General features: G+C 68.1%; 9 protein-coding genes. 7 read left to right on the top strand and 2 right to left on the bottom strand.

Annotation, left to right across the window (positions count from 1 at the left end):
* Positions 1-56 precede the first annotated feature (56 nt).
* Entirely contained in the window at positions 57-824 is a 768-nt protein-coding gene (locus C461_RS05025; RefSeq protein WP_007999196.1) for a VOC family protein, read from the bottom strand.
* A gap of 200 nt (positions 825-1024) precedes the next feature.
* Here C461_RS05025 and C461_RS05020 point away from each other — a divergent pair, with 200 nt between their 5' ends.
* The 4 genes from C461_RS05020 (at position 1025) to C461_RS05005 (ending at position 6230) form a co-directional block, all read left to right on the top strand.
* Positions 1025-2221 carry a UbiA family prenyltransferase gene (locus tag C461_RS05020; RefSeq protein WP_007999195.1) on the top strand — a complete coding sequence of 399 codons (1197 nt, stop codon included), beginning with the start codon at positions 1025-1027 and terminating at the stop codon, positions 2219-2221.
* A gap of 100 nt (positions 2222-2321) precedes the next feature.
* Positions 2322-4178, top strand: a complete 1857-nt coding sequence (locus C461_RS05015; RefSeq protein ID WP_080506257.1) for a sensor histidine kinase — start codon at positions 2322-2324, stop codon at positions 4176-4178.
* Positions 4179-4208: 30 nt separating this feature from the next.
* On the top strand, positions 4209-4640 hold the full coding sequence (locus tag C461_RS05010) for an EamA family transporter (RefSeq protein ID WP_007999193.1): 432 nt from the start codon (positions 4209-4211) through the stop codon (positions 4638-4640).
* An 87-nt stretch (positions 4641-4727) separates the two neighbouring features.
* Entirely contained in the window at positions 4728-6230 is a 1503-nt protein-coding gene (locus C461_RS05005) for an MATE family efflux transporter (RefSeq protein WP_007999192.1), read from the top strand.
* Positions 6231-6364: 134 nt separating this feature from the next.
* On the opposite strand, the gene C461_RS05000 is transcribed toward C461_RS05005, so the two are convergent.
* Positions 6365-7576 (bottom strand): iron-containing alcohol dehydrogenase family protein, encoded by a 1212-nt coding sequence (locus C461_RS05000; RefSeq protein WP_007999191.1) that lies wholly within the window; start codon positions 7574-7576, stop codon positions 6365-6367.
* A 104-nt stretch (positions 7577-7680) separates the two neighbouring features.
* Between C461_RS05000 and C461_RS04995 the strand changes: the two genes are divergently transcribed.
* From C461_RS04995 to gyrA, 3 genes are all read left to right on the top strand, one after another.
* Positions 7681-8586, top strand: a complete 906-nt coding sequence (locus C461_RS04995; RefSeq protein WP_007999190.1) for a hypothetical protein — start codon at positions 7681-7683, stop codon at positions 8584-8586.
* Positions 8587-8670: 84 nt separating this feature from the next.
* Entirely contained in the window at positions 8671-10608 is a 1938-nt protein-coding gene (gene gyrB, locus C461_RS04990; protein ID WP_007999189.1) for a DNA topoisomerase (ATP-hydrolyzing) subunit B, read from the top strand.
* Complete coding sequence (gene gyrA, locus C461_RS04985; protein WP_007999188.1) at positions 10605-13157, top strand: DNA gyrase subunit A; 2553 nt, start codon at positions 10605-10607, stop codon at positions 13155-13157. The genes gyrB and gyrA overlap by 4 nt, the downstream gene beginning before the upstream one ends.
* Positions 13158-13260 lie beyond the last annotated feature (103 nt).

Genomic DNA, 13260 nt, shown 5'->3' with positions numbered 1-13260 from the left:
CGAACGGGTGCCGATCGGGCAGCGATCGGCGCTCATCCGCGGTCGATCTTTCGATATCAGTCGCGAACGAGCAGTTCGATCTCGTGACCGTCCTGGTCTTTCGTGAACGCGTAGTTGTGGTCACAGGACTCTGGGTCGCGGTAGTCGGGCGCCTCGCGGACCATCAGTTGGTCCCACGCCTCGTCGAGGTCGTCGACGCGGACGCAGACGTGGCCCCAGCCGTCGCCCATCGTGTACTCGCGGCCGTCGTAGTTGTAGGTGAGTTCGAGCTTCATCGCCTCCTTCGGGGCGTCCTCGGGGGCCATGAAGTAGTTCGCGAAGGTGTCGGCCTCCCACCGGCCGCGGACCTCGGCGTACTCGAACTTCCGGGTCCAGTAGCCGAGCGCCTCGTCGGCGTCCTCGACGCGGATCATCGTGTGGTCGATGCTCCACTTCTCGCCGTAGTCGCGCTTGACGATCTCGATCTCGTGGCCGTCCGGGTCCTTCACGAACGCGTAGCGGTTGCCGCACGACTCGGGGTCGCGGTAGTCCTCGACGCCCTCCTCCATCAACTGATCGTAGGACTCCTGTAGCGCGTCTTCGGGGACGCGGACGGCGATGTGGCCCCACGCGTCGCCGTTCTCGTAGGTGTTGTCGCCGTGGTTGTAGGTCAACTCGAGCGTCGCGCCGTCCTCGTGCAGCTCCTCGGGGCCGAGGTAGACGTTGGTGAACGTGTCGGCCTCCCAGCGGCCCTTCTCCTCGTAGTTCAGGTGAGTCTGGTACCAGTCGAGGCTCTCCTCTAAGTCCTCGACGCGGATCATCACGTGATCGAAGGTTCCGTCCATACCCACGAGGTCGACCGCTCGCCTCAAAAGCGTACTGAAGGGCACCCCCTCGATCGGACTCCCTCGTCGGCCCCGTCGGCCGGGGAATATGATCAACACAGTGACACGCTTGATTTTGTTTCAAGCAATCGGATAAATAATCCCTCGGACGAGAAGTCAGAGCGGCGGGCGCCGTCGCGGACGGCGTCGCCCGCCGACCTATGGAAGACACATCAGACCCGCCGTCGACAGCATTTGACGGCACCGAATCGTTGTACCGCTCGAACTCGACCAGAACCGACGAATCCTCCACCGGCGACGGAGCGTCGGCCGCGGCCGCGCGCGTCGCCGACGGCGCCCGGCACGTCGCACGGACCGCCGTCAGCACACCCGCTTCGGTCGCGAGCCGCGTTTCCGCTCGCGCCCGTACCGCGCAGACCGGACGCGCCGCTCGCATCGCCGGCCCCGTCGCGGCGTTCGCGTCCGGATCGCCGTTCGTCGCGACGGTCGCCGCCGTCGAGACGCTCATCGCGACCGTCCTGCTCGGCGTCCCACTGACGCCCGCACCGGCCGTCGTCGCACTCGTCACCTTCGCGGTGTACACCGTCGATCACGTCGCTGACGCCGACGCCGACGCCCGATCGACGCCGGAGCGGGCGACTCTCGCGCGCCGATACGCCGATCAACTGATGATCGCCGCCACGCTCGCGTACGGACTCGCGCTCGCGCTGGCGGTTCTCGGCGGCCCGCTCGCGCTCGCAGTTACGCTGCTTCCGGGCGCGTTCTGGGTCCTGTACGCATCCGACTGGCTCCCGAACGTCGGCCGGCTCGCGACCGACTCGGTCAGCGGGCTCGTGTCGAGCGGAACGGTCGAGGGCGTTCGGCGCCGTATCCCGCGGCTGAAAGACGTGCTGGTCCTCAACTCGGCGGTCGTCGCGCTCGGCTGGGCGGTCGCGGTCACCGCCCTCCCGCTCGCGTTCGCCGGTGCGGGTGCCGGCACGGTCGGCGGACTCGGCGCGGCCCGCGACGCGGCCGCTGGCGGCGCGCCGCTCGTCGCCGTCGCGTTCGGCTACTTCTTCTTGCGGTCGTTCGTCGACGCGGAACTCCCCAACGTTCGGGACGTGGAGGCAGACGCCGCGGTCGGCGTGGCGACGCTGCCGGTCGTGCTCGGGGTCGTCGCGACCCGGCGCGTGCTGTACGGCGTCGACGTCGCGACCGCGGCGCTGTTGGCGGTCGCGGTCGCGGGCGGGCTGATCGCGTGGCCGATCGCCGGGGCGCTCGTCGCGGGGATCGTCCTCTCGCTGGGGATCACGGGGCTGGCCGGACGGATCGAGAAGCGCTCGGCGCTCGGAATTGCTCCCGACTGCAGCTACCTCGTCGTGGGCGCGCTCCTCGCGGGGGTGCACCTCGTCGGCTGAGCCCGTCGATCGCGGACGGGATCGACGCGCCCGATCCGACCCGTCGATGTCGGATCGGCGTAACAAAATGATTTATACACCCCTTGTTTGTAATAAAGTAGTGATCGCATTGAGCCCGCTTTCGGTCGCGTTGCTCGCAGCGGTCGTTACCGGCACCTCCGGGACGATACTCGCGTGGCGCGAGCGGCCGGAGGCGGGAGCGACGTGGCTCTCGCTGCTGCTCGCCGGGCAAGTGTGGTGGACGACGTTCCTCGTCTTCGAGTTAGAGGCGTCGACGCTGGCGGCGAAGGCGCTGTGGTACGACGTCCAGTGGATCGGCGTCGTGTTGATCCCGGTCGCGTGGGTGCTGTTCGCGCTCGAATACACGGGCCGCGACCGATACGTGACCCCGGGCGTCGTCACCGCGCTGCTGGTCGTGCCGTTCGTCACGCTCCTCGTCGTCGCGGTCGGAGATTCCGGCGGGCTCCTCCGAGCGGACGCCAGCGTGGCGGAGTCGGCCGTCGGGTCGTTTCTGCGCGTTTCCCCCGGACCGTGGTACTACGTCACCGCCGGGTACACCTACCTGCTCGGGCTGATCGGCTCCGTACCGATCCTCCAGCTCGTCCGCGACGACGCGCGGCCGTTCCGCGGACAGAGCGCCGCGCTGATCGTCGGCACCGCGGCGCCGTGGGCGAGCAGCGTACTGTACCTCGTCGACGCGATCCCCGTCGCCGGGCTGGATCCGACGCCGCTCGCGTTCGCGGTCTCGGGCGTGGCGTACCTCCTCGCGCTCTCTCGGTTCCGGCTGCTCACGCTCGCGCCGGCGCCGCGCCGGAGAGCGCGCCAGCTCGTGTTCGAGCACCTCCACGACCCGGCGTTCGTCGTCGGGACCGAAGGTTACGTCGTCGATCTGAATCAGAGCGCCGTCGAGATCTTCGACATCGACCGCCGGGCCGCGATCGGTGAGTCGGCGACCGAAGTCGTGCCGCGGTACGAGGACCTGGCCGCCGGGGACGACGACCGCTCCCCGCTCGCGATCGTGGGTGCGAACGGTCGCCGGCCGTACGAAGCCACGGTCAGAGACGTGACCGACGCCCACGACCGCTCGATCGGACAGGTGGTCGTCTTCCACGACGTGGGTCAATACCTCGGCCAACAACAGCGTCTCGACGTGCTCAACCGGGTGTTTCGACACGACGTGCGGACCGAAACGAACCTCATTCACGGCTACGCCGACCAGCTGAAGGCGGATCCGACCGACGAGCGGGCGCTCTCGGTCGTCAAACAGAGCGCGACGCGCATTTTGGAGTTGAGCGAACGCACTCGAACGGCGAGCAAGATGTTCGATCCGGTCTCGGAACCGTCACCGCCGATCCCGCTCGACGAACTCGTCGACGGCGTCGTCTCGGACCTCCGATCGGAGTTCCCCTGCGCGGACGTCGCCGTCGACCCCGACGTTCCCACGGTGTCCGTGCCGGCGGTCGTCCACGTGATCGTGGACAACCTCTGTTCGAACGCGATCCAGCACAACGACACGGATACCCCGTCGGTGTGGATCACCGCGTCCGTGGACGGCGACTGGGTCGAACTCGTCGTCGCCGACGACGGCCCGGGGATCGACGAGTCGGAGTACGACGTGTTGCAACGCGGCACCGAGACCCCGCTCAAACACGGGAGCGGGATCGGGCTGTGGATCGTGAAGTGGGCGATCGATCACATCGGCGGGAACGTCTCGTTCGGCGCCCGCGACCCCCGCGGAACGAAGGTGACGGTATCGGTGCCGACGGTGGGGGCCGCGCCGGTCGCCGCCGATGACGACGGCGTCGGTCCCGTCCCGATCAGCGATGAGGACCGGGCGGCCACCGCCGTCGATTCGATCGGGCCGTCCGGCTCGGTCAAATCGTCCGATGCGGTCGAATCGTCCGACGCGGCTGACTCGTCCGACTCGTCCGGCTCCTCCGCCGGCGCGGGTCGGTAGGCACTTGTTCGCCCCGTTCGATTCCGATCCATGGACGCGACTTACCTCCCGTATGCCCTGCTCGCGATGGGGGCATACGCGCTCGTCTCGCCGCTGATGCGTGTCGCGACGACCGGGCCGAACGCCGTCCCGAGCGACGTCGCCGTCGTGATCTCGAACACGCTGCTCATCGGCATGGCGATCGGCGTCCTCGCGTACACGGGACAGGGATTCACGGAACACCTCGGCTCGCCGAAACTGCTTCACGTGCTCGCGGCGGGCGTCTTCCTCGGGATCGGGATCTTGGCGCTGTACCGATCGCTCGCGCTCGGCCCGGTGAGTGTCGTCACGCCCATCTTCGCGATGTTCCTCGTGTTCTCGTCGGTGATCGGCTTCCTCTTTCTCGGCGAGTCGTTCACCGCTCGGAAGGCGCTGGGGATCGTTTTCGCCGCGCTGTCGGTGTACCTCGTGTCGGGCTCGTGACGCGGCCGCGGTCGCTCGGCCGATCCGGAAACGCCCGCCGCGTGACGAAACCCCTTTACTGACCACGGATAAAGGGCGGTACTCGCAGTGGTCCAACTCCCGAACCCGTTCCGTGCCGTTATCCTCTACATCGGTTTCGCCCTCGCGAAGGCCGGACTGATCGACCGCCACCGGGTGGTCCGGACGACCGACCTCGCGTGGCCGCGGATCATCACGGGGATCGCCCGGATGTCGAAAAACGCCGTCGACGTCGCGATGGTCGGCGTCGCCGTCGGAACGAGCGCGGTCGCTGGCGTCGGCTTCGCCGGTCCCTACTGGGGGCTCTCGTTCGCCATCGGCGGCGGCGTCGCGGGCGGAACCATCGCGTTAGTCTCCCAGCGGTACGGCGCGGAGGCGTACGCCGAACTCGGCGACGCCGTCCGCGCGAGCGTCCTCCTCGTCGTGCTGATCACGATCCCCGTCGCGGCGGCCTTCTGGACGTTCGCACCCGCCTTCATCGACGTACTGAGCAGCAACGAGCGTGCGATTCGGCTGGGCGGCGACTACCTCCGCGTCGTCGGGCTCGGCGTCCCGTTCGCCGCGCTCAACCTCGTGGGGAGCCGAGTGCTCGTGGGCTGTGACGACGCGTACACCGCGATGCAGGTGCGCGCCGGCGGCGCGCTCGCGAACATCGCGCTCAGCGCGGCGTTCATCTTCGGGCTGGGGTGGGGCGTCGAGGGCGCCGCGCTCGGGACCGTGCTCTCGAACGTCGTCGTCACCGCGGCGTTCGCGGGCGGACTCGTGCGGGGGCGGCTCCCCGGACTCGGGGCGTTCCCGATCGCGATCGACCCGTTCGGCTCGTACGTGAACCCGGACATGCTCCGCGACCTCGTCGAGATCGGACTGCCGGTCGGCGCGCGCAACCTCGTGTGGACCGTCGCGGAGTTCCCCATGCTCGCCATCCTCGACGTGTTCGGCGAGAACACCGTCGCCGCGTTCGTCATCGCCCGGCGCATCTGGGGGCTCATGAACACCCCCGGCTGGGGCTTCGGGCTCGCCTCCTCTAGTCTGGTCGGCCAGGAACTCGGCGGTGAGGACCCCGCGGAGGCCGAGGCGTACGCCCGCGACATCATTCGCTTTTCCGTGGCGACGTACGTCGTCTCGGCGGTGCTCATCGGGATCTTCGCGACGGACATCGTCTCGCTGTTCGCCGAGAGCCCCGACAGCCCCGAGATTCCGATCGCCGTGAACCTCGTGTACGCGGCCTGTGCCGCCGTCGTCTTTCAGGGCGTCTCCGGCGGAGCGGCGGGGCCGCTCGACGCCGCCGGCGACACGAAGATCCCCTTCGCGAGCCAGTTTCTGGGGATGTTCTGCGTGTCGATCCCGCTGGCGTACGTCGGGGCACACGACGCGACACCGGCGATCGACCTCCCGCTGGTCGGGCTGACGATCCCCGAGATAGCGCTGCCTGCGATCGGGATTTGGGGGTTGTACCTCGCGTTTATGGCCGAGACGACGATCCCCGCCGCGATCAACTACTGGCGGTTCCGCTCCGGGAAGTGGAAGGCGATAAGCAAGGCGTACCGGCCGGAGGCGACCGCGGACGACTGAGACGTCGCTGTCGGTCTGTTATAAATAACTAACAACGCCACGGCGGTTAGCTTATAAACGGATCGGGGACTGGTATCGCTGCTTAAAAATGGTCGTCGCCCGCGGCGGTCCGCGAGACTCGCACTCTCGGCCGGTCACCACGCCGCGCGCAACACGCCCTCGATCGCCTCGGGCGTCGCGTCCAGCCCGTCGGGCGCGCGATCCATCGACCAGTCGTCGGCGATGAACGCCGCGATCGCGGGGAAATCGCTCTGTTCGACCGCGGACAGCTCACGAAGGCGGGCGGGGACCGGCAGCGAGTCGCGCACTGCCGTCACCGCCTCGATAACGGCTTCGGCGATCGCGTCGTCGTCGCGGCCGTCGGTCCGGACCCCGAGCCCCTCCGCGAGCAGGCGGCGGCTGCCGTCGATCTCGTCGAAGAGGTACGCGAGGACGTGCGGCGCGACGATCGCGTGAATCGCGCCCTGCTGGACGTCGTACCGGCGGGCGAAGCCGTGGCCGAACGCGTGGATGACGGAGACCTTCCGGTCGAGTTGGACGAGCAGCGAGCCGACGACCGCCCGGTCCATCGCGGCCTCGCTGTCCGGCCGGTCGCCGGCGACGTGCGGTAGGGCGTCGCTCAGGAGTCGCAGGCCGTGGACCGCCGCCGCGTCGCTCACGGGCGTCGAGCCGCTGGCGTACGGCGTCTCGATCCCCTTGTTGAAGCCGTTCATCGCCGATCCCGCGAGTGCCGACTGCGGCGTCGTCTCGAACAGCGACGGATCAGCCACGTCGGCGACGGGCATCGCACCGCCCCCGCTCACGGTCAGCGGCTGGCCGGTCGGGGAGTGGTCGGCGTCGAGGACCTCCAGAGAGCCGCCCGTCGAGACGTCCGCGCCGGCGAACGTCGTCGGGACCACGACGAACGGGATCGACGGGGTGCCGTCGGGCGCCAGCGAGCCGAGAGCGCCGGGACCGCGCTCCGCGTCGGCCCGCAGGTCCGCGAGGTCGCGCCCGTCGGCGTCGATCCAGGCGGCCTGTCTCGCGGTGTCGAGGCTGCTTCCACCGCCGACCGCGACGAGCACGTCCGCGCCCACCTCGGCCCGGTGATCGAGGAGGTCGAAGGCGGTCTCGACGCGCTTTGCGGGCGTCGTCCGGTCGAAGACCCCCGCGAGGCGGTCGCCGAGCCCCGCCCGAATCGGGTCCATCAGGTCGTCGTTGGCGCCGACGTTCGAGCCGCAGACGACGAGCGCCTCGTCGAACCCGCGATCGCCGAGAACCCCGCCGAGATCGCCGATGCGGCCGCGACCGTACAGGATCTCACAGCCTCGGTACTCGTGCTCGAAGGCGTCCGCGATCGGGAGCATTGCGCCCCGATATGTCCGGACGCGGCTTGTAGCTGTGGGAACGGGACACACGGGTCGACCGCAGCACCTACCCGCACTGACGCGATACCTCCACGCGCGACACCATGCGCTCGTTCCCACCGCTTCCGAACGTTCTCGGTCCGGACGCCCCCGACGACTTGCTCTCCGGGCACCTCTGGCTGCTCGAACTGATCGACGGGACGGGCCTCCGGGTCCGGATGGACGAGTCGGGGCTCCTCCGATTCGGCGATCCCGAGACGATCTACGAGTCTTTCGACGCCGTGCCGCTCGCGCTCCGGCCCGCGGTTCGACACGTCCGCGAGCGGTTCGACCGCGAGGCGCTCCGAGCGAGCGTCGACGACCCCGCCGGCGTCGTCTTCTTCGGCGTGGCACCGCACTACCGCGGGACCGAGTACGACTGGGAGCGACTGCCGCCGTTTCTCGGAACCGACGTGTGGTCGGACGAGGCCGCCACGGCCGGAGGCGCGTTCCGCCCGCCCGACGCCGCCGCGGCGATCTTCGAGGGCGTCGGACTCGACCCGATCACCGTCGTCGAACGCGAGCGGAACGCGCGCGACTTCGACCCGGAAGCGTACCGAATCCCGGAATCGGCGTGGCGCGACGGCCCGGCCGCGGGCGTCGTCGTCCGGAACAAGCGCGGCGGGCGCGGGAGGATCACTCCGGACCACGCCGATGCGTCGGAAGACGCGAGCGCTCCGGCTTCGGATCCGATCGACCGGTCGGCATCGGACGAACTCGACGCCCTCGACGAGATAGTGGCACGGTACGTGACTCGGGCGCGAGTCGACCGAGCAGTCGATTCGGCGGGGCGCGGCGGCGACCCGCCCGCGATCGGCCCTATCGCGGATCGGGTCGTCGAGTCGGTCGCCCGCGAGACGCCGGTCGGGTTCGGCGGCGAGGCAGCTTTCGCCGTCGCCGTGGACCGAGACGAGTTCCGGACCGCGGCGATGGACCGCGTGCGGCGGGTCGTTCGAACCTCGGGTACGTAGGGGAATTCAAACTGTTCTTCGCTCACACGCCCGCGCGCGTGCGCCGCCTTTATAACCCGGCACGGATTACCTCCACTAAGTTCTATGCCAGAGCAGAGTGAATACGGAGCCGGCCAGATACAGGTCCTCGAGGGCCTTCAGGCCGTCCGTAAACGTCCGGCGATGTATATCGGGTCCACGGACGGGCGCGGGCTCCACCATCTCGTCTACGAGGTCGTCGACAACTCCATCGACGAGGCGCTCGCGGGGTACTGCGACGACATCACCGTCACCATCCACGCCGACGGCTCCGTCGGCGTCACCGACGACGGCCGAGGGATCCCGGTCGACACCCACGAGAAGTACGACCGACCGGCGCTCGAAGTGATCATGACGGTCCTTCACGCCGGCGGAAAGTTCGACTCCAAATCCTACCAGGTCTCCGGCGGGCTCCACGGCGTCGGCGTGAGCGTCGTCAACGCGCTCTCCGAGCGGCTCGAAGTGGAGGTCAAACGCGACGGCGGCGTCTACCGCCACGAGTTCGCTCGCGGCGAGCCCGTCGAGGACGGGTTCGAACGCGTCCGCGACATGGAGGAGGGCGAGTCGACGGGCACGTACATCCGCTTTTGGCCCGACTCCGAGATCTTCGAGACCACCGAGTTCGCGTTCTCGACGCTCGCCAACCGGCTGCGCGAGCTGGCGTTCCTCAACTCCGGCGTCGCGATCACGCTGGCCGACGAGCGCGAAGACGCCGACATCAGCGACGCGGGCGACGAGGAGACGTTCCGGTACGACGGCGGCATCCGCGAGTTCGTCGCGTACCTGAACGAGACGCGGACGCCCATCCACGACGATGTCATCTACTTCGCCGACGAGGACGCGGACATCCACGTCGAGGTCGCCATGCAGGCGACCGAGGAGCTACAGGGCTCCGTCCACGCGTTCGCGAACAACATCAACACCCGAGAGGGCGGGACTCACCTCACCGGGTTCAAAACGGCGCTGACGCGGACCGTCAACGACTACGCCAACGAGCACGGGCTCGTCGACGACCTCGACGCCAACCTGAAAGGAGAGGACGTTCGCGAGGGGCTCACCGCAGTCATCTCGGTGAAACACCCCGACCCGCAGTTCGAGGGGCAGACGAAGACGAAACTCGGCAACAGCGAGGTTCGCGGTATCGTCGAGTCCGCGACCCACGAGAAGCTCGGCACCTTCTTCGAGGAAAACCCCGACACCGCCCGCAAAGTCGTGCACAAGGCCGCGGAGGCCGCACGGGCGCGCAAGGCGGCGAAGAAGGCCGAAGAGCTCACTCGCCGGAAGTCCGCGCTGGAGTCGACGGCGCTGCCCGGCAAGCTCGCTGACTGTCAGACCCGCGACCCAGAGGAGGCGGAGCTGTTCGTGGTGGAGGGCGACAGCGCCGGCGGAAGCGCAAAACAGGGCCGAAACCGGAAGAATCAGGCGATCCTCCCGCTCAAGGGAAAAATCCTCAACGTCGAGAAGCACCGGCTCGACCGCATTCTGGAGAACGACGAGATTCGCGCGCTGATCACGGCGATCGGCGCGGGGATCGGCGAGGAGTTCGACATCGACGACGCCCGGTACCACAAGATCATCTTGATGACGGACGCCGACGTCGACGGCGCCCACATCCGGACGCTGCTGCTCACGCTCCTCTACCGGCACATGAAGCCCCTGTTGGAGGCCGGCTACGTCTACGCGGCCCAGCCGCCGCTGTACCGCGTCCGCTACCGCGGTGAAACGTACGACGCGATGACGGAAGCGGAACGCGACCGGATCGTCGAGGAGAAGTGCGACGGCAACCCCGACCAGGTTCAGCGGTTCAAGGGGCTCGGCGAGATGAACCCGGACCAGCTGTGGGACACGACGATGGACCCGGAAAACCGCATTCTCAAGCAGATCAACATCGACGACGCGGCCGCGGCGGACCGCATGTTCAACGTGCTGATGGGTGACGCGGTCGAGCCGCGCAAGCAGTTCATCAAGGAGCACGCGACCGAAGCGGAGTGGGTGGACATATGAGCTCCGACGTACCCGACGTCGACCCGAGCGACGTCCGCGCCGCGCAGGTGACGAACGCCCGCATCGAAGACGAGATGGAGCAGTCGTACATCGACTACGCGATGTCCGTCATCGCGGGTCGCGCGCTCCCCGACGTGCGCGACGGGCTCAAGCCCGTCCACCGGCGGATCCTCTACGCGATGCACCAGGCGGGCGTCACCAGCAACTCCTCGCACCGCAAGTCCTCCTCCATCGTCGGCGAGACGATGGGTGACTACCACCCGCACGGCGACAGCGCCATCTACGACACGCTCGCGCGGATGGCGCAGGACTTCTCGATGCGGTACCCCCTCGTCGACGGACAGGGGAACTTCGGCTCCGTCGACGGCGACCCGCCGGCCGCGATGCGGTACACGGAGGCGCGGATGGCGCCCATCGCCGAGGAGCTTCTGGCCGACATCGAGCGCGACACGGTCGACTTCCAAGCGAACTACGACGACCGTCTGGAGGAGCCCGAGGTGTTACCGTCGGCGATCCCGCACCTGCTCGTCAACGGGTCCTCGGGGATCGCCGTGGGGATGTCGACGAACATCCCACCGCACAACCTCGGTGAGGTCGTCGACGCCACCGTCGAGCTGATCGAGAACCCCGACTCGACCGTCGAGGACCTCATGGAACACGTCAAGGGACCGGACTTCCCGACCGGCGCGAACATCGTCGGCCGGAACGCGGTCCACAAGGCGTACAAGACGGGGCGCGGCCGCGTCCGCGTCCGCGCCGAGTTCGAGGTCGACGAGGAAGAGGGCCGGATCGTCATCACGGAGCTCCCCTTCCAGCAGAACAAGTCCCGGCTCGTCGAGCGGATCGCCGACGACGTCAACGAGGGATCGATCGAGGGGATCCGCGACCTCCGCGACGAGTCCGACCGCGACGGTATCCGCGTCGTCGTCGAACTCAAACGCGACGCGATGGCGGAGGTCGTCAAAAACCAGCTGCTGGAGAGCCACCTCGAACGGACCTTCGGCGTCATCAACCTCGCCTTGGTCGACGGTGCGCCGCAGGTGCTCAACCTCAGAGAGACGCTCGAACACTACGTCGAGCATCGCCGAGAGGTGGTGCGTCGGCGCTCCGAGCACGAACTCGAAGAGCGCGAGGACCGCGCGCACATCCTCGAAGGGCGACTGAAGGCGCTCGAACAGGTCGACAGCGTCGTCGAGACCATTCAGGACTCCGACGACCGCGACGCCGCGAAGGCCGCGCTCGAAGCCGAGTACGAGTTCTCGGAGGCGCAGGCCGAACACATCGTGCGGATGCAGCTCGGCTCGCTGACCTCGATGGAGACCCAAGAGATCGAATCGGAGTACGAGGACGTCACCGCTCGGATCGAGCGGCTGGAGACGATCCTCGGCGACCCCGACGAACTCGACGCCGTGATCGTCGAGGAGCTGGAGGAGATGAAAGCGGAGTACGGCGACGAGCGCCGCACGAGCTTCATCGAGGACGTCGGCGACGTGACCCACGAGGATCTCATCCCCGAGGAGGAGTGCGTCGTCGTGATGAGCGAGGACGATTACATCAAGCGGATGTCCCTCGACACGTTCCGCGCGCAGAACCGCGGCGGGAAGGGGATCATCGGCACCGGCCTGAAGGAGGGTGACCGCGTCTCCTCCGTGTTCGCCGCCAACTCCCACGACTACCTGTTGGTGTTCACGAACCGCGGCCAGATCTACGAGCTGAAGACCTACGAGATCCCGGAGATGTCGCGGACCGCCCGCGGGAAGTCGGCGGTCAACCTCCTCGATCTCGACGCCGGCGAGGAGATCGAGGCGGTGGTGAACACCGACGACCTCGACGACGACGAGTTCCTCACGATGGTCACCCGCGACGGGTACATCAAGCGGACCGCCGTCGACCAGTTCGGCAACATCATGTCGACCGGGATCCGCGCGATCCGGCTGGAGGACGGCGACGAACTCGTCGACGTCGAGGTGACCGACGGCGACACCGACATCGTCATCGGAAGCCGGAACGGGATGGCGATCCGATTCGACGAGTCGGAGGCTCGTGCGATGGGCCGGACCGCTCGCGGCGTGATCGGGATCGACCTGCGCGAGGGCGACGCCGTCGCCGGCGTCGCCGCCATCGACGAGGACCACCACAACTGGGTGCTCACCGTGACCGAGAACGGCTACGGAAAGCGCTCCGACCTCGACGAGTATCGGCTCCAGTCCCGCAACGGGAAGGGGCTCATCGACATCAAGACCGGCGACCGCAACGGCGAGGCCGTCGCCATCGAGGCGGTCACCTACGGCGACCACCTGCTCGCGATGAGCGGCCAGGGCCAGATCATGCGGACTCGCGTCGAGGAGATATCGACGGTGGGCCGCAACACGATGGGCGTCATCGTGATGAATCTGGACCCCGACGACGAAGTCGCCTCCGTCGACATCGTCTCCGAAGCGACGTACGGTGACGACGACGAAGCGGCTGGCGCCGGCGCTGACACCGACGAACTCGACGCTGACGCCGACGAAGAGCTCGACACGGACGAAGAGCTCGACGACGACTAGCCGGTCGACCGCGACGTGGACGCCCAATAGGCGTCCCGAACGAGTCGCCCGGACGCGACGCGTCCGTCTCGATTCAGGTGTTTTTCTGTCGTGACCTGCGCCG

Origin of the sequence: Halorubrum aidingense JCM 13560, assembly GCF_000336995.1 — an archaeon.
GTDB classification, from domain to species: Archaea; Halobacteriota; Halobacteria; order Halobacteriales; family Haloferacaceae; genus Halorubrum; species Halorubrum aidingense.
Note: the sequence above shows the minus strand (reverse complement) of the source record. Positions and strands in the feature narration are given on the sequence as shown.